This is a genomic window from Sorangium sp. So ce295 (assembly GCF_051527405.1).
Lineage (GTDB): Bacteria > Myxococcota_A > Polyangia > Polyangiales > Polyangiaceae > Sorangium > Sorangium cellulosum_B.
This window is the reverse complement of record NZ_CP150324.1, coordinates 12,627,642-12,650,708: the sequence shown is the minus strand read 5'-3', so window position 1 is coordinate 12,650,708 and position 23,067 is coordinate 12,627,642. Positions and strand designations below refer to the sequence as shown.

21 protein-coding genes are annotated in these 23,067 nt (G+C 69.6%); 7 read left to right on the top strand and 14 right to left on the bottom strand.

Annotated features, from left to right (window positions below; genetic code table 11):
- Positions 1-288 precede the first annotated feature (288 nt).
- The 3 genes from WMF11_RS47820 to WMF11_RS47810 all read right to left on the bottom strand — a co-directional run bounded on the left by WMF11_RS47820 (position 289) and on the right by WMF11_RS47810 (position 3,952).
- Positions 289-1,404: a lactonase family protein gene (locus WMF11_RS47820; protein ID WP_437975526.1), complete on the bottom strand. Its 1,116-nt coding sequence runs from the start codon at positions 1,402-1,404 to the stop codon at positions 289-291.
- A 55-nt stretch (positions 1,405-1,459) separates the two neighbouring features.
- On the bottom strand, positions 1,460-2,773 hold the full coding sequence (locus WMF11_RS47815) for a lactonase family protein (protein ID WP_437975525.1): 1,314 nt from the start codon (positions 2,771-2,773) through the stop codon (positions 1,460-1,462).
- A 270-nt stretch (positions 2,774-3,043) separates the two neighbouring features.
- The gene (locus WMF11_RS47810; RefSeq protein WP_437975524.1) at positions 3,044-3,952 is read right to left on the bottom strand and encodes an AraC family transcriptional regulator N-terminal domain-containing protein; all 909 of its coding nucleotides are present in this window, start codon (positions 3,950-3,952) and stop codon (positions 3,044-3,046) included.
- Between the two features lie 111 nt (positions 3,953-4,063).
- On the opposite strand from WMF11_RS47810, the gene WMF11_RS47805 reads away from it, so the two are divergent.
- Positions 4,064-4,957: an SDR family oxidoreductase gene (locus WMF11_RS47805; protein ID WP_437905695.1), complete on the top strand. Its 894-nt coding sequence runs from the start codon at positions 4,064-4,066 to the stop codon at positions 4,955-4,957.
- Positions 4,958-4,988: 31 nt separating this feature from the next.
- Here the strand turns inward: WMF11_RS47805 and WMF11_RS47800 are convergent, their stop codons facing one another.
- Positions 4,989-5,483 (bottom strand): hypothetical protein, encoded by a 495-nt coding sequence (locus WMF11_RS47800; RefSeq protein WP_437905694.1) that lies wholly within the window; start codon positions 5,481-5,483, stop codon positions 4,989-4,991.
- 214 nt (positions 5,484-5,697) lie between these two features.
- Between WMF11_RS47800 and WMF11_RS47795 the strand changes: the two genes are divergently transcribed.
- The 3 genes from WMF11_RS47795 (at position 5,698) to WMF11_RS47785 (ending at position 9,364) form a co-directional block, all read left to right on the top strand.
- Positions 5,698-8,028 carry a nitric-oxide reductase large subunit gene (locus tag WMF11_RS47795; RefSeq protein WP_437975523.1) on the top strand — a complete coding sequence of 777 codons (2,331 nt, stop codon included), beginning with the start codon at positions 5,698-5,700 and terminating at the stop codon, positions 8,026-8,028.
- Positions 8,025-8,336 carry a hypothetical protein gene (locus WMF11_RS47790; protein ID WP_437905692.1) on the top strand — a complete coding sequence of 104 codons (312 nt, stop codon included), beginning with the start codon at positions 8,025-8,027 and terminating at the stop codon, positions 8,334-8,336. The genes WMF11_RS47795 and WMF11_RS47790 overlap by 4 nt, the downstream gene beginning before the upstream one ends.
- A 71-nt stretch (positions 8,337-8,407) precedes the next feature.
- The gene (locus tag WMF11_RS47785; RefSeq protein WP_437975522.1) at positions 8,408-9,364 is read left to right on the top strand and encodes a universal stress protein; all 957 of its coding nucleotides are present in this window, start codon (positions 8,408-8,410) and stop codon (positions 9,362-9,364) included.
- 22 nt (positions 9,365-9,386) lie between these two features.
- On the opposite strand, the gene WMF11_RS47780 is transcribed toward WMF11_RS47785, so the two are convergent.
- From WMF11_RS47780 to WMF11_RS47750, 7 genes are all read right to left on the bottom strand, one after another.
- The gene (locus tag WMF11_RS47780; RefSeq protein WP_437975521.1) at positions 9,387-9,740 is read right to left on the bottom strand and encodes a Na+/H+ antiporter subunit G; all 354 of its coding nucleotides are present in this window, start codon (positions 9,738-9,740) and stop codon (positions 9,387-9,389) included.
- The gene (locus tag WMF11_RS47775) at positions 9,737-10,015 is read right to left on the bottom strand and encodes a K+/H+ antiporter subunit F (RefSeq protein WP_437547458.1); all 279 of its coding nucleotides are present in this window, start codon (positions 10,013-10,015) and stop codon (positions 9,737-9,739) included. Before WMF11_RS47775 ends, WMF11_RS47780 begins: the two co-directional genes overlap by 4 nt.
- Entirely contained in the window at positions 10,012-10,509 is a 498-nt protein-coding gene (locus tag WMF11_RS47770) for a Na+/H+ antiporter subunit E (protein WP_437975520.1), read from the bottom strand. Before WMF11_RS47770 ends, WMF11_RS47775 begins: the two co-directional genes overlap by 4 nt.
- A complete protein-coding gene (locus WMF11_RS47765; protein ID WP_437975519.1) occupies positions 10,506-12,164 on the bottom strand; it encodes a monovalent cation/H+ antiporter subunit D in 1,659 nt (552 codons plus the stop codon). The genes WMF11_RS47770 and WMF11_RS47765 overlap by 4 nt, the downstream gene beginning before the upstream one ends.
- Positions 12,161-12,505: a Na+/H+ antiporter subunit C gene (locus WMF11_RS47760; RefSeq protein ID WP_437547455.1), complete on the bottom strand. Its 345-nt coding sequence runs from the start codon at positions 12,503-12,505 to the stop codon at positions 12,161-12,163. Before WMF11_RS47760 ends, WMF11_RS47765 begins: the two co-directional genes overlap by 4 nt.
- Positions 12,506-15,421, bottom strand: coding sequence for a monovalent cation/H+ antiporter subunit A (locus WMF11_RS47755; protein WP_437975518.1), 2,916 nt, complete (start codon positions 15,419-15,421; stop codon positions 12,506-12,508). It abuts the gene before it with no gap.
- Between the two features lie 86 nt (positions 15,422-15,507).
- Positions 15,508-16,227 carry a DUF998 domain-containing protein gene (locus tag WMF11_RS47750; RefSeq protein WP_437975517.1) on the bottom strand — a complete coding sequence of 240 codons (720 nt, stop codon included), beginning with the start codon at positions 16,225-16,227 and terminating at the stop codon, positions 15,508-15,510.
- Positions 16,228-16,353: 126 nt separating this feature from the next.
- Here WMF11_RS47750 and WMF11_RS47745 point away from each other — a divergent pair, with 126 nt between their 5' ends.
- Entirely contained in the window at positions 16,354-17,253 is a 900-nt protein-coding gene (locus WMF11_RS47745; protein ID WP_437975516.1) for a LysR family transcriptional regulator, read from the top strand.
- A gap of 80 nt (positions 17,254-17,333) precedes the next feature.
- On the opposite strand, the gene WMF11_RS47740 is transcribed toward WMF11_RS47745, so the two are convergent.
- Positions 17,334-18,404 (bottom strand): SMP-30/gluconolactonase/LRE family protein, encoded by a 1,071-nt coding sequence (locus tag WMF11_RS47740; RefSeq protein WP_437975515.1) that lies wholly within the window; start codon positions 18,402-18,404, stop codon positions 17,334-17,336.
- 289 nt (positions 18,405-18,693) lie between these two features.
- Between WMF11_RS47740 and WMF11_RS47735 the strand changes: the two genes are divergently transcribed.
- Together WMF11_RS47735 and WMF11_RS47730 are read left to right on the top strand one after the other, a co-directional pair.
- Positions 18,694-19,641, top strand: a complete 948-nt coding sequence (locus WMF11_RS47735; RefSeq protein ID WP_437975514.1) for a LysR family transcriptional regulator — start codon at positions 18,694-18,696, stop codon at positions 19,639-19,641.
- A gap of 191 nt (positions 19,642-19,832) precedes the next feature.
- Positions 19,833-20,066 carry a hypothetical protein gene (locus WMF11_RS47730; RefSeq protein WP_437905683.1) on the top strand — a complete coding sequence of 78 codons (234 nt, stop codon included), beginning with the start codon at positions 19,833-19,835 and terminating at the stop codon, positions 20,064-20,066.
- Positions 20,067-20,170: 104 nt separating this feature from the next.
- Here WMF11_RS47730 and WMF11_RS47725 read toward each other — a convergent pair whose 3' ends face one another.
- Both WMF11_RS47725 and WMF11_RS47720 read right to left on the bottom strand, forming a co-directional pair.
- Positions 20,171-20,455, bottom strand: a complete 285-nt coding sequence (locus tag WMF11_RS47725; RefSeq protein ID WP_437547448.1) for a hypothetical protein — start codon at positions 20,453-20,455, stop codon at positions 20,171-20,173.
- 209 nt (positions 20,456-20,664) lie between these two features.
- Positions 20,665-23,010, bottom strand: coding sequence for a hypothetical protein (locus WMF11_RS47720; protein WP_437975513.1), 2,346 nt, complete (start codon positions 23,008-23,010; stop codon positions 20,665-20,667).
- Positions 23,011-23,067 lie beyond the last annotated feature (57 nt).

Sequence of the window (23,067 nt, the reverse complement as noted above, 5' to 3'; positions counted from 1 at the left end):
CAGAGGGCGGGAGGTCACATGATGGGCTGGAATATCCGATAGATGCGCTTCGAGCGCGCTTCTCGTCGTGTCCCGGCCTGGTGTTCGTGGCGGGGCTGGAGGGCCGGCTGCGGCATGACATCTCTTGATTCCCGAGAAGGCGTTTGCTCCTCTTGGCTCCTCACCTCGGACGATGCCCCCGCGCGGTATAAAAGGCGCAGCACCGAGCCACAGCGCTGCTGCCTCGGGCGCCGGCCGGGCTCTCGAGATTCCTTCCGTCCGTGAGAGGCCCCTGCCGCGTCGCCCCGGCTACACCGCGGCGAGCCCGGTGGCGCCCTGGGGCAAGCGGCCTACCGGCGGGCCCAGCGAGGTCAGCGCGCCGCTCGGCTCGATCCGGTAGCCGTGCACGACGGCCGGGCCCGCGCCCGTGAAGGGCGGCACGCTGAACCCGTCAGGGCTCAGCACGTAGAGGAAGTCGCCGCCCATGCTCACGGCGCAATCGAGGGCCAGCCCGCTCGTGAACGCCGCCTGCTCCGTCGCGCTCAGCGGCCCCACCGGCGTCAGGCTGCCGCTCCGGTCGACGCGAAGCGCGGTGACAGAGCGCGAGCCCGCCGACGTGATGAACGCGAACGTCGAGGGGCCGGCGGTCGCGGTCGCCACCCAGCACGCCGCGGTCGTGAAGATGCGCTGCTCCGCGATGAGCCGCATTTCGCCGGTGGGAGCGACGCTGTAGCGCGAGACCGAGCTGTCGCCGGTCAGCGACAGGTTCGAGAGGATGACGTGGCCGCGCCGATCGAACGTGAAGCCGAACGGCGCCTGGCCGGCCTTCACCACGTCCTGCCGGCGGACCGGCCCGGGCATCCCGTGATCGTCGACGGTGACCGTCTCGAGGCTCCCCATCGGCTCGCCGTCCCCGCGGCTCGCGATCACCAGGACATCACCCGTCCGGTTGAACGCAATGGTGGCGACCCCGGAGCCGCTCAGCGAGCGCGAGGCGCCGGCGAGCATCGTCAGCTCACCCGTGTGGCCGACCCGGTATCCCTGGATGCTCTTGCTGTCCGCGTTCGCGACGTAGAGCACGCCCTCGTGAAGCGCGAGGGAGACCGGGCGCGCGCCGCTCGAGGAGACAAGGCCGACCCGCTGGAGCTCCCCGCCTCGGCGGACGACGAACGAGGAGATCGTGTCGCTCCCTGCGTTGACGGCAAAGAGCATGCGCCCGTCCCGGCTGAGGACCAGAGCGCTCTGGGACTCGAGGATCGGGAAGCCGAGCGGAGGGTTCGGGGCGTGGCCGTTCCCGCCCGTCGGGTAGGACGCGCCCGGGGAGAGCGTGCCGTCGCCCGCCCGATGGAACACCTGGATGGCATTCGGGGTCGCGTTGGTCATCACGTAGACGGCGCGTCGATCGTTGTTCGCAGCGTTGTTCATGACTCGATTCCTTGGGATGAGCGTTGATGGATGCGGTGGAATGGGCTCGTGAGCCTCAGAGGACGCCGATGCCGGCCGGGCTCCCGCCGGGGCCGAAGCGCTCCTCCGGCGCCCTGTCGCCGTCGACGGTCCTGGGGAGCCCGCCGTATTCGCCGATCTTGGTGAGCCTGCCGTCGCCCTCGATCCGCCAGGCGCCCACGCTCCCCGAGCCCGGCAGGACGTCATAGAGGAACCGGCCGTCGGGGCTGATGCCGAGATCGAGCGGCGTCGAGCCCTGCTGGCTCGCGCCGGGGGTGCCCGCGCGCTCGTCGGTGAGGCCGGCCTGCTCGTCGAGCACCGTCAGGCTGCCGTCGTCGCCGATACGGAAGCTCGAGATCGTGCCCGAGGTGTAGTTCGCGGTGAACGCGAACTCCCCGTTGTTCTCGAGCCAGCACGGATCGAGCTGGCTCACCTTCGCGGTCCGCGTGATCGGCGTGAGCGTCCCGTCCGCGTTGATCTGGAACGATCCGGCCGCGCCGGCGAGATCATCACCGCCAACGAACATGGCCGTGAGCAGGTGCCCGGCCGCGTCGAACGAGAACCCGAAGGGGCCGTCGTTGTCGAGGTCGGTCCGCGTGAACGTCTCCGCGAGCTGGCCGTCATCGAGCACGTCGAACACGAGCACCCGGCTCGGACCGGTCGGGGTCACGCCGTCGATCAGGCCCGCGGCGGGCCCGTCCTTGATCGTGACGACGAGCTGCCTCCCGTTCGGCGTGAAGGACGCCTGCGCCGGGTTGAACAGCGTGTCCGGCGGGCTGGCCTGGTTCGCGGAGAGCAGCCGGGTCGAGCCGGGGATCGGCGTGAGCTTCCCCTGGTCGCTCAGGCGGAAGCCGGTGACGCTCCCCTCGCCGGCGCCGTTCAGCGCATAGACGAGATCGCCGTGCTGGGTCACGCTGTTCGGAAAGCCCGGGCCGGCGCCGTCGCTCGTGGGCTGGACGTCGGTGACCTCGAGGGTGTCCTTTCCGACGCGGAGCACGGAGAGCGAGTCGCTGCCGGCGTTCGTGACGAGGAGGAATGCCCGGTCCTGGCTGAGCACCATCGAATGGGACGAGCCGAGGCCGTCGCCGGCGAAGCGCGCCGAGGGCCCGGACCCCTGGCCGCCGGTGTCGACGTGATCGGCGAGCTCGAGCGATCCATCGGCGAACCTGCGGTACACGGTGACCTGGTTGGCAGGTTCACCGGCGTCGTGCGTGTTGTTATGGTTCGTCCCCACGAACACGAATCCGACGGCGCTCTGGCCGTCCGCGGGATTCTCGGGTTCACCCCCGCAGGCGCTCAGACAGGCCGACGCGAGGGATACGAGCAACAGGGCGCCAATCGAGCTTCTCATAGCTGCCTCTCCATTCTCTGATGGTTTGCGCTGACCGCAGCGCGCCATGCGAGCATTGCGGCCGTCGTGCGGCGTCCACGGGCGAGCCCGTGTCCGGATACGGCTGCATGCTTCGGCGATCGGCGCGCCGCCCCGCTCGTGTCGAGCGGCGCCCAGTCCTACGGCGAAGGCGCCGAGCGGTTTCTGGGTGAGCTCGATCTTTCAGATCGAGGCGGCCACGGGGGCGGAACGTGGGAGCGGAAACGAAGGACGTCGCTGGAAGCGGCCGGACTACATGTCCTGGACGACCGCGGCCTTCTGCTGCAGGGCGCGGGCATCGCGCAGCGGCGAGTCGCCGAACATGCGCGAATACTCGCGGCTGAACTGCGAGGCGCTCGTGTAGCCGACCTGGAACGCCGAGACCTCGGCGCCCACGCCCTCTTCGACCATCAGGCGGCGCGCCTCCAGCAGGCGCAGGCGCTTCTGGTACTGGAGCGGGCTCATCGCGGTGGCCTCCTTGAACCGCTTGAAGAACGCCGCCCGGCTCATCCCTGCGGCGCGCGCGAGCGCGGCGATGTCGACGTCCTCGTCGAGCGACGCCTGCAAGTGATAGACCGCCTCGGCGATGCGGTGCGCCTGGCTGCCCGCGCGCACGATCTGGCGGATCGCCGGGCCGTCGGGGCCTTTCAGCAGGTGAAAGGTCAGCTCCTTCCTTACGAGCGGCGCGAGCACGGTCGCGTCTTCGGGCGTCTCGAGCAGCGCGCCCAGCCGGACCGCGGCGTCGAGCATGCGGTCGCTCGCCTTGCCGATGAAGATCGCGCGCCCCGGGTTCTCGAGGCCCTCCGGCCGCGCGCGGTCGAGGTGCGCCGCGACCTCGCGCAGCAGGGCCGCATCGAAGTCCATCTTCAGGCCGAGGAGCGGCTGCGCCGGCGACACGCCCACCACCCGGCTCGTCACCGGCAGGTCGATGGGGCTGACGATGTAGTGCGGCTCCCGCTCACGAAAGACCTGCCGCTCGAGCAGGATCTCCTTCGTGCCCTGGACGACGATACAGAACGACGCGCGCCAGTGCCGCTTTGCGCGTTGCTGAGAGCGCGAGACTTTGATGCAAGAAACTCCGGGCACCGGCGAGGCGTGCACGCCGTCGCTGGGGCACCAGCGCGCGATGAGGGTCTTCAGCTCGTCGCGCCCGAAGCTCACGTTGGCAGCCTAGCCGCGCGTAGACGATCGGGCAAGAACTGGAGACGGCCGTGTATTTCGCGTGCGCCGCGGCGGTGCCATGGTGGATCGCGAACCAAGGAGAGGTGTCCCATGCGTATCTTCCTCACGGGAGCCAGCGGCTTCATCGGATCTGCCATCGTCCCCGAGCTCGCGCGCGCCGGCCACCGCGTGCTCGGCCTCGCGCGCTCGGACGCGTCCGCCGAACGGCTCGCCGCCGCCGGCGTCGAGGTCCACCGCGGCTCGCTCACCGATCTCGATGGCTTGCGCCGCGGCGCCGCCGCCTGCGACGGGGTGATCCACTGCGCGTTCTCCCACGACGACTTCACCGACTACGCCGGCAACTGCGAGAAGGACCGCGGCGCGATCGAGGCGCTCGGCGGCGCGCTCGCCGGCTCCGGGCGCCCGCTCGTCATCGCCTCCGGCATCGCGCGCTTCGCGCCGGGGCGGGTCGCCACCGAGGACGAGGCGCCCGACGCGTCGGCCGGCGGCCTGCGGGCCGCCTCCGAGCAGCTCGCCCTCTCGTTCGCGAGCCGCGGCGTGCGCGCGTCCTCGCTGCGGCTGCCGCCGTCGGTCCACGACGATGGCGATCACGGGTTCGTCCCGATGCTGATCGAGATCGCGCGCAAGACCGGGCGCTCCGGGTACGTCGGTGGCGGCGAGAACCGGTGGCCCGCTGTGCATCGGCTCGACGCCGCGCGGCTGTTCGTCCTCGCGCTAGAGAAGGCGCCGGCCGGCGCGCGACTCCACGCGATCGGCGACGAGGGGATCCCGACCCGCGACATCGCCGGCGTGATCGGCCGCAAGCTCGGTTTGCCGGTCGAGTCGGTCCCCAAGGAGCACTTCGGCTGGCTCGGCGGGTTCTTCGCGCTCGACACCCCCGCGTCGAGCGCGCTCACCCAGGCGCGGTTCGGCTGGAAGCCCGAGAAGGCGGGGCTGCTCGCCGACCTCGAGCACGGCACCTACTTCGCACGCGCATTGGCCTGATGCGTCGTTACATGATCCTCCGCCGCCGACCTCAGCCGGATGGAACGCACGAGGTGACCTCGAACTCCCCGCACGCGGCGATGTCCGTGCTGCCAGAGCCGACCGAGAGATCCCACGAGAAGCCCGAAGGGCTGCCGACGAATGGCTCGACCGTGATCTTGCCCTCGACCTTGTCGATCCCGAACACCGCGCGCGCGGTGCCCTGAGGCGTCTCGACGCCGACGATGAAGGTGCCCGGCTGGCCGTCCCATCCCGTGATCCCCACGACGAGGACGTCCTGCGCGTCGGGTGTCGGCACGCAGACCGGGCCGGCGTCCGGCCAGATCTCGACGAAGAGCAGCAGCCCGCCCTCTTCGCAGCTCGTGTACGAGAAGGCCTGGCCGGGTGGAACCGTCCAGCTGGGCCCGGCGTCGCCGGGCCCAGCGCCCTGGGCAGCGCCCGCGCCACTCGAATTGCTGCCCGAGCCACCGCTGCCCCCGGAGCCATCGGAGCCCTCGGAGCTGCCATCCTCCGGAGCAATGGTCACGGATCCGCCGCACCCAGCGAGCGCGGCAACGAGCAGACAAGCGCAAAGACGCATCGTCACAGCGTACCGACCAGGACGCGCGATCACAAGCGCGCGACGCGGCTCCGCGGCCACGCCGAGGCGTTCCTTCGGGTCTGATGCCGCGCAACGCAGCCTCCTCGGTCGTCATCTCGAACAACGGGTGGGCCCTCCTCGGCTTGCTCCTGGCATTTCCATGGCGCGCTCCTCCGAACGGCGAAACCTCCTCATCTCGCGCGGCTGGGTCCAGGCGACGGCCCTCGTTTTCCTGTTCGGGTTCTTCGTGCTCGGCCTGCTCGCCTACCGCACCTACGCGGCACAGCCACCCATCCCCGCCCGGGTGGTCGACCCTGCGGGGCGCGTTCTGTTCACGGGCGACGACGTGCTCACGGGTCAGGAGCTGTTCCTGCGGAACGGGCTCATGGAATACGGATCCGTCTTCGGCCACGGCGCCTACCTCGGCCCGGATTTCACCGCCGATTACCTCCGCCGGGCCGCCTCCCACGCCGCCTCTCGCCACGGCGGCGTGGGCTCGGCGGAGGCGCTCGCGCGCACCGTCAGCGATTTTCGCCAAAACCGCTATGATCCCGCGACAGGGACGCTGGTCTTCACCGATGCCCAGGCAGAGGCCTTCGAGCTGCTGAAGGATCACTATCGGCGCTTCTTCGCCCAGCCGAGCGCCAAGCACGGCCTGCGCACCGGCCTCTTCTCGGACGCGCGCGAGCTCTCGCAGCTCACCTCGTTCTTCGCCTGGACGGCCTGGACCGCCGCGGCGGAGCGCCCCGGAGAGGCCTACTCGTACACAAACAACTGGCCTCCAGAGCCGCTCGTCCGGAACCAGCCCACGGGCGAGCTGGTGGTATGGAGCGTGCTCTCGCTCATCGCGCTCCTCGGCGGGACAGGCCTGCTCTTCGCGGCCTTCGGGCGATGGCGCTTCCTCGGCTGGCACGGGCGGGAAGGGCACCGGCTCAGCTTCCGCCAGCCGGGCGAGGTCGCCCTGACCCCGGCCCAGCGCGCGACGGCGTGGTTCTTCCTGGTCATGGCGTTGCTGTTCGCCCTCCAGTCCGTCCTCGGGGGCGCCACGCAGCATTATCGAGCCGAGCTGTCCAGCTTCTTCGGGTTCAACCTGGCCGGGGCCTTCCCCTTCAACCTGGTGCGCACGTGGCACCTGCAGCTCGCCATCTTCTGGGTCGCGGTCTCCTATCTCGGCGCGGGCATCTTCATCGCGCCCATGATCAGCGGGCGCGAGCCGAGAGGCCAGAGCTGGCTCGCCTATGGCCTGCTCGGGGCGCTCGTCATCGTCGTCGTGGGCAGCCTCCTCGGCGAGCTCCTCGCCATCCACGGCGCGTCGGACAGCATCTGGTTCGCGCTCCAGGGGTTCGAGTACCTCGATCTGGGCCGCTTCTGGCAGGTGCTCCTGACGCTCGGCCTGTTCGCCTGGGTGGCGCTGCTCTTCCGCGGGCTCCGGGGTCGGCTCGCCGTCGAGCACCGGGGCAACATGCCCTGGCTCTTCTTCTTCGCCGCGCTGGCCATCCCGGCCTTCTACGCCGTGGGCCTCCTCGCCCACCCGCGCGCGAACTTCACGAGCACCGACTTCTGGCGCTTCTGGGTGGTGCACCTCTGGGTGGAGGACTTCCTCGAGCTGTTCACCACGCTCATGGTGGCCTATCTCTTCGTCCTGCTCGGGGTGGTGGCCGAGGCGATCGCGCTGCGGCTCATCTACCTGGAGGTCATCCTCTATTCGGCGGGCGGGGTGATCGGCACCATGCACCACCTGTACTTCTCCGGCACGCCCGTGGAGCACATGGCGCTCGGCGCCTTCTTCTCGGCCGCGGAGGTGATCCCGTTGACCTTCCTCACGGTCGAGGCGTGGACCTTCCTCCGCCTGGGCATCGTGCAAGGAGGACAGTCGACGAAGCCCTTCCCGCATCGCTGGGCGATCATGTTCCTGGTGGCCGTGGGGTTCTGGAACTTCCTGGGGGCCGGGATCTTCGGGTTCCTGATCAACTTGCCGATCGTGTCCTATTACGAGATCGGCACCGCGCTGACCGCCAACCACGGGCACGCCTCGATGATGGGCGTCTATGGCATGCTGGCCGCCGGGCTCGCGCTCTTCGCGCTGCGCTACCTGACGCCCGCCGCGCTGTGGTCCGACAGGGCGGCCAAGATCAGCTTCTGGTCGCTGAACGTCGGGCTCGCGTGGATGGTCTTTGCCACGCTGTTCCCGCTCGGGCTCATGCAGCTCCACCACGCGGTGAGCTACGGGTATTTCGAGGCTCGAGAGCTCCAGTACCTGACGAACCCCACGAACCGCCTCATGGAGTGGATGCGCCTGCCGGGCGACGTGCTCTTCATCGTCGGCGGCACCCTGCCGCTCCTCCTCCTCGCCTACCGCGGCGTCCGCCATCGCGTTCCGCAGCTCGCGGGACCCGAAGCCCAGGACAACCTCTTCACCGAGATCGAGGCGCCCCCGGACAGCGCCGGGAGGGCAGCGCCCTCGGGCGCGGGGCAGGGCGAGCTCTCGTGAGCGTCGCGCCGGAGGCGCTGCTCGGCGCCGGATATGCGGTGCTGCTCCTGGGGATCGCCGCCGGGATCCGGGCGTGCGGAGGAGCCAGGGCCGAGCCCGAACCCGGGTGGCCACACGACGACGCGCGCCGCTTTCACCTCGGCCTCTCGCTCGTGGTCCTGCTCGTGGGCGATTGCATCGTGGGGGCGGTCGCGCTGCGGAACCACGGCCTCGCGGATCTCGGGATCCTCGGCCTCGCCGCGGCGCTCGTAACGACCGCGCTCGCCAGGGGCCTGGCCGCGTTCGCCCGAGGAGCCCGTCGCGCCTAGATCGGCTGTTCCAGGCGCGGTAGAGGAGGTTGTCCGAGGAGGGCCCTGCTTCATCGAGAGGAGGCCACACGATGACCGAGAGTCTGAAGAAGCCAGGGGCAGGCAACGGGCAGCCCGAGACGGACGAGGCCGAGCGCTTCCATTCGCTGCTCGTCCCCGTCGATCTGACGGCCATTTCGGACCGCGTCCTCGGCCGAGTTGCGCTTCTGCCTCTGGCCGATGGAGCTCGCGTCACGCTGCTTCACGTCGTTCCCGGCAACCTCCCCGCCAGGGCCCAGGACCGCGCCGAGCAGGATGCCAGGAAATCACTCGTGAACGAGGCGCGGCATCTCGCAAAGACCCTGCCCGAGGGCGTCGACGTCGAACCGGTGGTGAAGGTCGGCGGCGCGGCCGCGGAGATCGCAGGCTGCGCGACCTCGACGAGCGCCGAGCTCATCGTCATGGGTCGCGGCGGCAGCCGCGCGCTCCGGGACACCTTTCTCGGCTCGACCGCGGAGCGCGTCATCCGCCGCGGGCAGCTCCCGGTCCTGGCGGTCCGGCTGGCTCCTCGCGCGGCGTACAGCCGGCCCGCGGTCGCCCTCGATCTCGAGCAAGGATCCACGGAGGTGCTCGCGCTGATGCTCCGGCTGATTCCGACCCCGCGGCCGCGTGTCACGGTGATCCATGCGTTCGACACTCCCTATCGCGGAGCCGTCTATCGCAGCCTCTCGGAGGAGGACGCAGAGGCATGGAGCAGCGAGCTCGAGCGAGCAGCTACACAGCAGCTCGTGAAGCAGCTCGCTGCCTCGCTCGCGCAGGCGAAGGTGCGGCCAGCGGACGCGCCGCCCTGGAAGATGCATGTTCGATGCGGCTCCGCGCGGCGCGTGATCGAGAAGGCGGTCAAGAAGGCAGACAGCGACCTCCTGGTGCTCGGCACCCACGGCTACTCCGGGGTCGCTCACGCCTTCCTCGGGACGGTCGCTGGAGACGTGCTGCGTGAGGTCGCCAGCGACGTGCTGATCGTGCCGGCTCTGCCGCGCGCCGACTGACTCCCCGGCCCCGAACCCCCCCTCAGGGGTCGCGGTGTGGCGTGAGCGGAGGCGGGGTGTCGGCGGCTCCCGCGGCGCGGCGGCGGAACAGCGCCACACGCGCCAGGAGCACCGTGGTCACAGGGACCGTGATGGAGAGCATGATGACGATGAGCCACGGGTGCAGCACGGGCCGGGACTCGATCATCGAGGAGTAGAGGATGCCTGCCAGCGCCACGCACCAGCTGCCGAAGGTGTACGCCAGCGCAGGGGGATGCAGGCGCAGGAAGAAGTCCGGCAGGCGCAGGAACCCGAACGCGGAGATGACCACGAACAGGCCGCTCAGCACGAGCAACGCAGCGACCGCCGCCTCGACCCAGAGGGGGAGCTGGTTCATTCAATCACCTCCCCGCGCAGGATGAATTTCGTCATCGCGGATGAGCTCACGAAGCTGAAGAGCGCGATCAGCAACGCGACCTCGAAGTACGTGTCGCTCCGGTGACGGATACCAAGCACCAGCATGACCAGCATCGCGTGGAAGTAGAGCAGGTCGAGCGCGAACACGCGATCCTGCGCCCGCGGCCCCCGGATCAACCGGATGACCACCAGGACCGACGCGACGGCGTAGCAGCCGAGCGCGAAGGCGATCGCGCCAGACAGGAGTGCGCTCATTCGAAGATCTCCCTGAGAGGCTCCTCGTAGCGAGCCTTGAAGCGGGCGACGAAGGCGCCTTCATCACCGACATCCCACACGTGCAGCAAGAGCGCGCGGCGATCGAGCGCGAGCTCCGACCACACGGTGCCCGGAACCACGGTCGTCACCATGGATAACGCGGCCAGCCCGACGGGGTCACGCAGCTCGAGGGGCACGATCACGAACCTCGACCGCGGTCGCCGCCATTGCCATGTGACAACGCCCCAGGCGACCTCGAAATTCGAGAGCAGAACGTCGTAGCCGACCCTCAGGATGAAGCGCACGACGACCAGCGGTCGCCGCGCCCGGACATTCGTCAATCGCAGGGCCGAGGTAAGGAGCGGCACCGCCAGCGCGAGCCCCAGCCCCAGGACGATCTGGCCCGCGCTCGTGGACCGCGCGAGCGCCAGCCACAAAGCGAACAGAGCCGCGGACAGCAGCGGCGCGGGCACGATGTTCTTGAGGAAGGTCACGGCGCCCCCTCCGCTTCGATCACCGGACGCGTCGGTCCCGGACGAGGCCTCATCGACAGGACGGCCTCGATGTACGCCTTCGGCGCGTGCAGTCCCGCGGCTGTCGCGCGCGTGGTGCGCATGACCGGCTCAGCGTACAGCGTGAGCAAGATGCAGCAGAGGAGGAGGCCGAGGACGGAGGCGGCCTCGACGCCCTTCAAGCGGGGCGGGAGCCGTCCAGCCGTCGACCAGAAGTGTCGAATGCCCGCCCTCGCGAGGGAGATGGTGGCCGCGAGCCCCGAGAGGAGCAGCAGCCCAAAGAGGGTCCACGCGGCGGGCGAGACGGGGGCGCTGGCGCTCGCGTGGCCGTCCCCTCGGGGCGACAGGAGGGCTGTCAGCAACGAGGTCTTCGCGACGAAACCCGAGAGCGGCGGCAGCCCCGCGACGAGCAGCGCGCACACCATGAACGCCAGGCCGAGCAACGCGATGGACACCGGAAACGCCTGGCCGACGAGCGGCGCCTCCTCTTCATCGAGGTTGGTGTCCTCGCCCGGCTCCACGTCGAGGTCCGGCGCCCGCCGCTGTCCATCGGAGCCGACGCGCTCCACCAGCTCGACGAGGAGAAAGAGAGCGCTCACCGCCAGCGTGGCGCTCAGCATGTAGAACAGCGCCGCCGACGTCACCGCGGCGGTCCCCGTCCCGAGCGCCGCGAGGAGCGTCCCCGACGACACGATCACCGAGAAGCCCGCGATGCGCCCGAGGGACATGGACGCCATGAGGCCTATCGCGCCGAAGGCGATCGTCGCGAGCCCTGCGTAGAGCAGGGCTTTCCCCCCGAACTGCGCTGAAGCGCCCGCGGAGAAGAACAGCGTCCACGAGCGCACGAGCGCGTAGATGCCCACCTTGGTCATCAGCGCGAAGAGCGCCGCGACAGGCGCGCTCGTCGCCGTGTAGGCCGGCACCAGCCAGGCGTTGAGGGGCCATATCGCCGCCTTGATGAGGAACGCCACGGCGAGGACGGCCGCGCCTGCATGCAGGAGCCCGCGATCGCGCGCCGGGACGAGCGCGAGCTTCTCGGCGATGTCGGCCATGGAGAGCGTGCCCACGACGCCGTAGAGCACCGCGAGGCCGACGAGGAAGAGCGACGACGCGAGCAGGTTCACCGCGATGTAGTGGAGCCCCGAGCGCACGCGCGGCCACCCCGACCCATGAAGATGCAGGCCATACGACGCCGCGAGCATCACCTCGAAGAACACGAAGAGGTTGAAGAGGTCTCCCGTGAGGAAGGCGCCGTTGAGCCCCATCAATTGAACCTGGAAGAGCGCATGGAAGTACGCGCCCGCGCGACCCCACGCGGCCTCGGCGTACAGGGCGGCGCAGAGGCTCACCACACCGACCAGCACCAGCATGAGCGCCGAGAGCCGGTCCGCGACGAGCACGATCCCGAAAGGCGCCTCCCAGTTCGACATGAGATACACGAGAGCGGCGCCGGACGAACCGCCGGCGTCGGCGCCGCGCAGGATCTCCAGCGCCACGAGGAGGCCCGCCAGGGCCGCGCCGACGTTGACGATCGACTTGGCGCGCTTGCGCTTCTCACCGAGCAGAAGCAGCAGGGCCGCCGTCATCAGCGGCAGCACGACGGGCGCGACGATGAGGTGCGGGAAGCGCTCGGTCATGGCTCCTCCCTCGTTCCATCCACGTGGTCGGTCCCGCTGAGGCCGCGCGAGGCGAGGAGCACGACGAGGAAGAGCGCCGTGGTCGCGAAGCCGATCACGATGGCCGTGAGCACGAGGGACTGCGGCATCGGATCCGTGTAGTGCTGGAGATCGGCAGGCACTCCAGGTCGCACGATCGGCGGCTTGTCGATGAAGATGCTCCCCATGCTGAAGATGAAGAGGTTCACCGCGTACGACAGCAACGTGAGCCCCATGATCACCTGGAAGGTTCGCGGGCGCAGCACGAGCCACACCCCGGCTCCGCCGAGCACGCCGATGACGAGCGCGAGCAGGGCTTCCATCTAGCGCGCGCCCCTGCTCGTCGACGACGCTGGACCCTGCGTCGATCGCCGGTGCGCGCGCAGCGACTGGTGAGCGAGCGCCGTGAGGGTGAGGAGCGTCGCCCCCACGACGGCCGCGAACACGCCGAGGTCGAAGAAGGTGGCGCTCGGCAGGTGGACTTCGCCGACCAGCGGCAGCCTGACATGCGCCGTGTGCGTCGTGAGGAAGGGATAGCCGACGGCGAGCGCGCCGAGGCCCGTGGTCGCCCCGAGCAGCAGCCCAGCGGCGATCCAGCGCGCCGGACGGAGGCGCGCGCGCGCCTCCAGCCAGAGCGCCCCCGAGACCATGTACTGCATGAGCATGGCGATCGCGACGACGAGGCCGGCCACGAAGCCGCCGCCTGGCTCGTTGTGCCCACGAAGAAGGAAGTGCGCCGCGACGAGGAGGGAGACCGGCAGGAGCACGCGCGCGATGACCGCCGGCACCATCATGTATCCGCGCTCGGCGTCCTCGGCCGTGCGCGGCTTCATGAGGTCGGTGACGATATCGGCCGGCAAAGCTCTCTGTTGCTGGGGCTGCTCGATGCTCTCCGGCGGCGGTCGAAAGCGGCGCAGGAGGGCGTAGACCGTGAGCGCGACCGCGCCGAGGACCGTGATCTCGCCGAGCGTGTCGAAGGCACGAAAGTCGACGAGCATGACGTTGACGACGTTGGCGCCTCCTCCCTCCGGCAGCGCGCGGCTCAGGAAGAACGGTGAGATGCTGTGCGGCGCCGGCCGGGTCAGCATGGCATAGGAGAGCGCGGCGAGACCGCCGCCGGCGCCGATCGCGAGCAGCAGATCGCGCGCGCGCCGCACCCTGTCGCGGGCCGTGACAGGCCTCGAGATGCCTTCGATGCGCATCGGCAACCAGCGCAGCCCGAGCAGGAACAGGATGGTTGTGACGACCTCCACGACGACCTGCGTGAGGGCGAGGTCGGGCGCCGAGAACCACATGAACGTCAGGCAGGTGACGAGGCCTGCGCCGCCCATCAAGGTGATCGCGATCAGCCTGTGGAACTTCGCCATCACGGCGGCGCCGACCGCGCAGACCGCGCCGATGCCCCACAAGATCACGAACGCAGGCGACGCGGGGAGCCTGTCCCGTTCGCCCCACTCCAGCGGGACGCCCTGCGCCGCGAGGAGCGCGAGGAGGAGCGCGACCGCGATGATCGCGAACATCTGCGTCTGAAGTCGTCGAGTCCCGGCGAGCCGGAGCGCCCTCCGCGAGAGGCGCGTGAGCCCGAGCAGCGCGCCCTCGAACAGCCGCCTTCCGTTGAGCCGCTCGACGAAGGGCGTATCTTGCAGCCGCCCCTGCTCCTGATGCCTTCGCAGCCAGAGGTACCCGACGACGCCGCCCGAGATGGCGACGAGGCTCATGACGAAAGGCGGGTTGAAGCCGTGCCAGATGGCGAGGCTGTAGTCCGGGAGCGTCCCGCCGACCACGGGGCGGGCGGCCGCCGCGAGCGATGGCCCGATGGAGATCGCCGGCGCGACGCCGACGATGAGGCAGCTGAGCACAAGGAGCTCGATCGGTGTCCGCATCCACCGCGGGGCCTCCTCCGGCTGGCGAGGGAGATCGGTCGACGGCGGGCCGAAGAAGATGTCGTAGCCAAAGCGCAGCGAGTACACGACAGCGAAGATCGCCGCGAGCGTCGCCAGCACCGGGAGCCCCACTTCGACCGAGGGGTGCGCGGACAGGAACATCGTCTCGGCGAAGAACATCTCCTTCGACAGAAAGCCGTTGAGCAGCGGCACGCCGGCCATCGCGCCGCTCGCCACGAGCGCCAGCGTGCCGGTGCGGGGCATCGCACGAATCAGCCCATTCAAGCGACGGATGTCGCGCGTCCCGGTCTCGTGGTCGACGACGCCCGCGGCCATGAACAGCGAGGCCTTGAACGTCGCGTGGTTCATGATGTGGAACACGCCGGCGACGGCGGCGAGCGAGCTGTTGAGCCCGAAGAGGAGCGTGATGAGGCCGAGGTGGCTGACGGTCGAGTAGGCGAGCACGCGCTTCAGATCGTTCTGGAACATCGCGATGTACGCGCCGAGCAGGAGCGTCGTCATGCCCGCGCCGCTGACGATCCAGAACCACAGCTCGGTCCCCGAGAGCGCCGGCCAGAGCCGCGCGAGCAGGAACACGCCCGCCTTCACCATGGTCGCCGAGTGCAGGTAGGCGGACACCGGCGTCGGCGCGGCCATCGCCCGTGGCAGCCAGAAGTGAAACGGGAATTGAGCGCTCTTGGTGAGCGCACCAAGCAAGACGAGGACGAGCGCGACCGGGTAAAGCGGGTGTGCCCGCACGATGTCGCCCGAGGCGAGGGCCACATCGAGATCGTAACTGCCGACGATGTGGCCGAGGACGATCACGCCTCCGAGGAGCGCGAGCCCGCCCGCGCCGGTCACGGTGAGCGCCATGCGCGCGCCCCGCTGCGCGTCCACCCGGTGATGCCAGTAGCCGATGAGCAGGAACGAAACGAGGCTCGTGAGCTCCCAGAAGAGGACGAGCTGAACGAGGTTGCCCGAGACCACGACCCCCAGCATCGCGCCCATGAACGCGAGGAAGAGCGCGTACAGGCGCGCCACCGGATCCTCGGGGGACATGTAGTAGCGCGCGTACAGACAGACGAGTGCGCCGATGACGGTGATGAGCACGGCGAACATCCACGCGAACCCGTCGATCCGAAGGACCAGATCGAGACCGAGCGAAGGCACCCACGAGATCGTCTCGCGGATCACGCCCCCGTCACGAACCCGCGGGAAAAGGCTGATGACCCAGGCCGCCGCGCCGGCCGACACGAGCCCTGCGCAAGCCGCAAGCTCGGACCGTGCCCGCGTCGGCAGGAGCGCGGTGAGCACGCTCCCGAGAAATGGCAAGAGGAGCAGGGCGACCACGGGCATGGCGCGCGAGTGTACTTGCCGACCGCGCCGGCTACAGCCAAAAGGTGGGAGCGTCGCGGCGTTCGCGGCCTGCGCGGCGATGTCGGTCAGGTAGAGCTCGCCCTGGGCGACGTCGCTGCCCGCGCGTTCGCCGCGCTCGAAGGCAGAGGCCGCGAAGCTGCATGAGCGGCCCTGCGATTCCAGATCGACGTCCCCGCGCAGAGGAAGCCGATCAGGATGGGATAGACGGCGCAGCGCTCGACGAGGCCGATGAGGACGTTGGCCCCCGAGCTGGCGACCGCGAGGAAGGCCACCATCGAGGCGAGCCCGAACACGCCGAGGACGACCATGGCCCTCCCGGCCTTCGGAGTGACTCCGATCTTCTGGCGCTGGCGTCCAAGAAAGATCGCGAGCACGTTGCCTCCGACGATGGACGCGAAGGCGCCCAGGCCGTGATAGTCGACCGCGCCGTCGGGCGGCTCTCCGGAGCCGGGGTTGAGCGCCAGCAAGACGCCGCCAAGCGCCACGAGAGCTCCCAGGAGGAGCGCTGCCCAGCGGCGCCAGCCTCGCAGACCCTCGAGCGCGGCGACACCAAGGAAGAACATGATCCCGAAGAGGAAGAACCCGGTGTTCATGACCCACGCGAGCGGCGAGTTCATGAACTGGCCAAGAGCCTCGAGGGGGCCACGGACTCCCAGGTTGCTGATGTAGTGATGCGTGTAGCTGTAGGGAGGGTCCGTCCATGCCGCGGCGGCGATGAGCTCGGCGAGGAAGAATATCGCCGCCCCGGCGACGAGCGCCGCGCCGGCGGGGCGACGTTGCATCATCGGGTTCGCCTCGGGGTGAGCCGCCGGGCCTCTCTCGTGTCGCCTCATGTCGAACAGCCTGCACCGTCGCGTTCGAGACCACCAAGACATTGATCGCAACGGTTTCAGACCTGATAGATCTGAAACATGGAGCTGCGTCACCTGCGGTACTTCATCGCCGTCGCGGAAGCGGAGCACTTCGGGAGGGCGGCCGAGCAGCTTCACGTCTCGCAGTCGCCCTTGAGCCGGCAAATCGCTCAGCTCGAAGCGGAGATCGGCGTCGAACTCTTCGTGCCCTCGGGACGCGGGGTGAAGCTGTCCGCCGCCGGCCGGAGCTTCCTCGAAGGTGCGCGCGCGACCCTGGCTCGCGCCGCGCTCGCGGTCGAGGACGCCCGCGCGACGGCGCAAGGCCGTATCGGGACGGTCGTGGTCGGATTCGACGGCGCCCTGGCGGACACCCTCCTGCTGCCGCGGATCGTGCAGGCGTTCCGCGCGCGTCATCCGCGCGTCGAGGTGCGCCTTCGGCCGCTGCCGAGCGAGGAGCAGGTCGCCGCGCTGCGCGATGGCAAGATCTCGGTCGGGTACGGCTATCATTCACCGGAAGACGACCCGCTCTTCCGCTTCCGCGTGCTGTATCGCGAGCGCGTCGGCGTCGTGATGTCGAAGAGCCATCGCCTCGCTGCACGGCGCACGCTGAGGGTCGCGGACCTGAAGCAGGAGCGCTTCCTCTGGCCTCCACGCAAGGAGGGCCCGCGCCTCCAGGACGACATCATCGCCGCCTTCCGAGCGCACGGTCAACCGCTCGAGCTCGCCCACGAGGAGGCCAGCAGCGATGTGATCCTCATGCTCGTGGCGAGCGGCGAAGGTCTCAGCTTGTTTCCCGAGAGCGCCGCGGCGACGCTCCTTGCCGGGGTGGTGTTCAAGCGGGTTCGGGACCTCGACGTTGTCATCCTTGGCCGCTCGGTGTGGCGCGCGATGGACGACAAGGACCCGCTCGTGCGGTCGCTCCTCGAGATCACGAATTCGGTGCATGGATCCTGCGGATAGGGAGCCGTGAAACGTTCGCCCGGGTCAAGCTCCGCGGGGACGGCGCCTGGCGAGCCGTTTTCGGCCCAGGCTCGCGGCGATCACGGGAGCGGGCCGTAGGAGAGCAGGCCCACCTTCGGGGTCTTCATCGACAGCATCGTGATGAGCCCGAAGTTGGTGAGGAGGGCGTGCTTCTCCGAACCCAACGTCGCGAGCGCGACGCTCGCGGGCCCATCGAGCAAGCCGCCGCTGGCGAGCACGGCCGCTTTGCCGTCTGTCCCGACCCGGACGAGCGCGTTGCCCCCGTTGCCGGCGACAAGGATGCTCCCGTCGGCGTCCACGGTGATGCCGTCGGCGCCCTGGAGCGGCAGGCATGTCGCCGGATCCGAGGTGGAGAACTCGACCGCGACGTCCGGTGTCCCGTCGGCCTTGATCGGGATCTTGATGAGTGCCGCCTTGTCCGTATTGGCCACGTAGAAGGCGCTGCGCGAGAGCGCGAGGCCGTTGGCGCCAAACGGGATGCCGAGGACCGTCTTGCAGGGGTTCGTCGCAGCGATGTCCCCCTTGAGCAAAGGATCGGTGAGCCAGTTGGTCACCGTCTTGCCGTCGGGGCTTATCTTGAAGATCGCGCCCAGGGCCGAGTCCGTGACGAAGAGGTTGCCATCCTCGTCGAAGACGAGCCCATTGGGCAGGTTCATGGCCGCGTCGGTGGCGAAGGCCGTGGTCACCGGACCGCCCGCCGCCGGGATCTTGTAGATGCCGGGCGCGTACGACGCCGGGTCGAGCGACGCGGCGGCCACGTAGAGATCGCCGGCAGCAGACTGGGTGATGCCGGTGACGAAGCCCGTGTTCGCGGGCGGCGCCGGCACGGTGGCGAAGGCAGACACCTTGTTGTCAGCGAGCGAGACGGCGACGATCTCGCCGGTCAGGGCATAACCCATATACGCCGTCTTGCTGTCGGCGGTGACCCAGAGCCCCTCGGGGAGCTGAAACTTCGCTGCATCGAGCTCGGCGTGGACATTGAGCTCCGGCGTCGAGACGCTGTTGCCACCGTCGCCGCCGCCGCCGCTGCCGCTGCTCGTGGTGTTGTCTCCGCCGCACGCGACGAGAGATGCGCTGAGCCCCAGCGCCGTCAGGAGGATCGAGCGGGAGAGTGCCATGGTCGATTTCATGAGAGCTCCTTCGGTAAGATGCATTTAAAATCAGGGCGGCTGCCGCCCCTCGGTGAGGCGTGAAGGACCGTGAAAGGTCGTGCCCGCGCGAACGATCGAACGAGCGAACGAGCGAATGAGCGAATGAGCGAATGAGCGAATGAGCGTCCGCCCTCGCGCCGCGAGGTCTCGCCAGTGCCCGCGACAGGCGTCAGCGCAGCGCGGCGTTGCGCGGACGGCCTGAAGATGAAGCGGCTTTCGTCGTTGCGGTAGAGTCCTCCGCCGGTTAAACTGTTCTGCTCACAGGACAATGCTGACCACCTCCCTGGACGATCTCCTCTCGATGGCGATCTTCGCGCGCGTGGTGGAGCGCAAGTCCTTCACGGGCGCGGCGAGCGTGCTCGGGCTCTCGAAGTCGGTCGTCAGCGCGCGACTCGCGGCGCTCGAGGAGCGGCTCGGCGTACGGCTGCTCCACCGCTCGACGCGGCGCCTCGCGCTCACCGAGGAGGGCCTGCGGCTCTACGAGAGCTGCGAGCGTATCCTCACAGCCGCCGACGAGGCCGCGTCCGCGATGCATGGCGTGAGCCGGGTCCCCGAGGGGCTCTTGCGCGTGTCGGCGCCCATCTCGTTCGGCATACTGAAGATCGCTCCCTTGCTAGGCGACTTCGCGGCGCGCTTCCCGCAGGTCCGCCTCGAGCTCTCCCTCTCCGACAGCCTCGTGGATGTCGTCGGCGGGGGCTTCGACGTCGTGGTGCGTTTCGCGCGGCAGCTCGATGAGGCGCGTGTCGCGCGCAAGATCGGGTCTTACCGTCGTAGGGTCTATGCCTCGCCCGGCTACCTCGCGCGCCACGGCGCGCCGCAGGTGCCCGGCGATCTCGTCCGGCACAACTGCATCCGTCTCTCGGGGCAGTCGAGCGAGTGGGTCTTCGAGTCCGGCGCGGAGACGCTCGCCGTGCCGGTCAGGGGCAATCTGGTCGTGGACAATGTCGTCGTGCTCAGGCAAGCGCTCGTCGACGGGCTCGGCCTCGCAATGCTGCCGTACTTCGCCGTAGCAGCGGATCTGGCAGCCGGTCGGCTCGAGCCTGTGCTCTTGAGCCATGTCGGGCAAGAGATATCGATCTTCGTCGTCTTCCCTCACCACCTCCACCAGCCCGCCAAGGTCCGGGCGTTCGTGGAGCTCCTCGTCGAGCGCCTGGGGAACGAGGCAGGAGCAAGCGCCGCGCCGGGGAGAAGGAAATCCAGAGCAGCTCGGACATGACAAGCCCCGATTGCCCGATCTGCCCGTAAGCTGTGGAGTGACCGCGGCAACATGATCATCTGCTGAAGCGCGCCTGCCCGTTGCGGCGGCGACCTCAGGCGCGATCCACCAGGCCGAACGGAGAGCGCCCCGCTCCGGCGGCCAGCCGTCGCCACTGGTACGAGGCTTGCTTTCTTGCTTTGAAGATCAACATGAAAAAGCAGCAGAAGAATAAGGCGACACCTGCGACGAGCCAGCAGCAGCAGGCGGACCCGGCGGCGAAGAGAGAAACGAGGGAGTCCTCCCCGGAGGAAGAGCTCGCCGGAGGCGCTGCCAAGGGGGCGCTCGTCGGAGGCCTCCTCGGAGGCGCCGGCGGCGCGGCCGTGGGCGGCGCGGCCGGCCTGATCGGCGGCGTGCTGGGCGAGGACGAGAAATCCGGCTGGTGACCGGCATCAGCCGCCCGGGTCGGTCGCCTGCGGCGACGCGCCCGCCTTTTCGCCCCACCCCTTTTCGCCCCACCCCGGGCCGTCATCGATCGATGGAATGGCCGTCAATCGGAGATGGGGCACTGCTCGTAGCAGCGCCAGACCTCCGTGCTCCGGTCCGTGCCGCCGGCGAACGACGCCTTGATCTCGTCGCAGGGCGCGTCGAGCACGCACGACGCGCGACACGCCTCGTGGTCGGAGCAGCCGACGAGATCGTCCTCGAGCTCGAGGCCGTCGACCCCGCAGGCCTCGGCGTGCTCGACGGCATCCGCGCATGTCCCCGTCTTGCAGCCGGCCGCGAGGAGCGCGGTCGCAAGGAAAATTGACGCGATGAGATAAGTAGTGCGCATGGTCCAGCCCTGCAGCTCGCAACGTGTGGATGGAGGGGAGCCGGCCGGCCCATGCAGCGCGGCGCCCCGGAAGCGGCCCGCCGTTGTCGCCGGCCCCTTCACCCTGGGAAGAACGTGACGGAGCCAGTCTGGGCACGGGCCGATGTCGATTTTTGAGTTCGTGTCTTGCTGGAATCCGGCGGAGGTTGAACCGGGCGCCGCACGCCGGCTCAGTACGTCTCTGCGCACACGCCGTAGCCGCACGGATGGACCATGACGGCGCCGGCGACGGCGCTTCGCGAACCCGGGAAGGTCGCGAGCGCCGCCCCTGTCTCGATGTCATAGAGGACGCCGTCGTAGCGCGAGTAGAGCGCCGTCGCCGAGACCCGCTGGATCCCGTAGTTGTCGCGCACATCCCCGGAGTCGGTGCGGATAGGGATCCTCGGCAGCGGCGGCGCGTCGACCGGGTTGCCGAGCTCGTCGTAGATCGTGGAGGCCTGATACGTCCAGGGGCTGCTATGGAGGAGGCGGGTGTACGACTGGACGAGAACGCGGGTGTCGTCGATCCAGCCGATCGCGCAGCCGGGCACCACGTTGACGAGCGCGCCGTCCTCGTAGAGCTGCGTGAACCCGCAGCCTTCCGGGGGGGCGGAGTCCGTGACGACGAAGTGGTGGCCGTCGGGGGAGACGAGCGGCGCCGGCCGGTGCCCTGTGTCCTGGAAGAGCGGCGCGCCGCCCGCCCAGTCGCTCACGACGCGCTCCGTCCTGTACGAGTCGACGCGGTAGGTGCGGCCGACCGTGCTGCCGTCGAAGGACATCGAGAAGTCTTGAATCACCTCCTCGCGCGAGAGCGAGGCGAGCTGCGCGCCGTCCGGCAGCGAGAAGAGACGGAGTGATGTGTCGGTGACCATCGGATCGAGGGCGGCGCGCGCCGCGAGAAGGCCGCCGTCCGCCGAGAGCAGCACCTTGTTGCTGTGGAACGGAACCACCGCCGAGGGCCCGGCGTCGAGCGCCGCCGTATCATAGACGAGCGTCTTGCCCGAACCCGTCGCGAGGGCCGCGTGCCCCGAGGGAGCGCCTGCGACCGAGTGGAGCGCGCCGCAGCCGAGCAGCCCCGAGCCTTCCGGATCGGTGAGGGTGCCCTTGTACGAGATCGCGCCGTACACGTTCGAGACCGCCAGGCGCAGATCCTGGTCGATGTGGACGCGGGCGTTCGCGACCAGCGGCGGCACGTGTTCGCTCAGGGTCACCTCGGGGCCGTCGAGATCGATGATGTCGATCCTCGACGCTTGCTTGTGGAGCAGCGCGAGCGCGCGCTCGGTCGGCGCGAACGTGTAGCGATAGTCGGCTCGGTCAGGGTACTCGGCGACGGGGACGGCTCCGCCTCCGACGCGATAGACCATGAGCGGAGAGCCCGCTCTGTTGTCCGCGAGCATCCAGAAATAGTCACGCGTCCCCGCGAGTTGCGTGGTCGACGGCAGGTTGACGATGCCCTCCTGGGTCGCCGCCTTCGAGTACACGCGCACCGTCGTACCGACGGTGGTGAGAAACCGCTCGCCATCCTGGAACCAGGAGTGGAATGAGCCCGAGAGCTCGGGGGTGACCGTGGGAGGCGAGCCGTCAGCGGGGAGCACGGCGATGCTATTTTGCAGCGGAACAGAAGGCTCCGGTGCGATCCGGAGCGCGTCCGGCGCCGCGTGGACGTCGCCGTGGTGGTTCACCGCCGCGGACCAGCGCTCGACCCCCGCGGTGCTCCAGAGCGTGATCGTGCTGGTGGACTGGCGGCGCGTCCAGGCGTAGCTGCCGTCGCTCGCGAGCCCCGCCTGGTCGTACTCGGTGGTCACGGAGGCCAGGACGGATCCGTCGATGGCGCTGCGCAGCTCGAAGGCGTGCTCCGGGTCCGTCTGGATCAGCACGATGTTGCCACGGAGAACCACGCCGCCCGGCAGCTCGAACGGAGGGATCCCGAGGTTCGGGCTGCCGGGGTCGAAGCCGCCCGGCGCGTGTCCGTCGGCGATCGCAGCGCTGGAGTCGGTATCCCAGAGCATCCAGCGATCGTAGTCCCAGCTCAGCACGCGGCTTCCGGAGACGAAGAGCCGACTGAGGCCTTTCTGGTGACCGAGATCGAGAAAGGCCCCCGGAGGGCCGAACGAGGTGCCTGCAGTCCCGCACGGCCCGAGGGCGGCGCTGCCCCCTTCGCCGCCGCCCCCTTCGCCGCCGCCTCCTTCGCCCCCGGCGCCGCCGGTGCCCGACGTGGAGCTCTCACCGCCCGAGCCCCCGGCGCCACCCGAGCCCGACGTGGAGCTCTCACCGCCCGAGCCCCCGGCGCCGCCGGTGCCTGACGTGGAGATCTCGCCGCCCGAGCCCCCGGCGCCGCCGTGGCCTCCGGAGCCGGAGGTGGAATTCTCGCCGCCGGAGCCTCCGTCTCCTCCGCCTCCGCCCCCGGAGCCGCCCTCCGCGCCGGTCGTCGTTCCAGGACCAGCTCCGCCTCCGCCGAGGTTTCCGCCCCCTGCGTCGGAGCAGCCGAGGAGAGCGACGAACGACACCGCGACAATCTGGGTGGTCCTCGTGTGCATGGCGCCTTCGATGCCGCCGATCCCCTGGCCATTCATCGCCAAGCCAGCGCCAGGGGG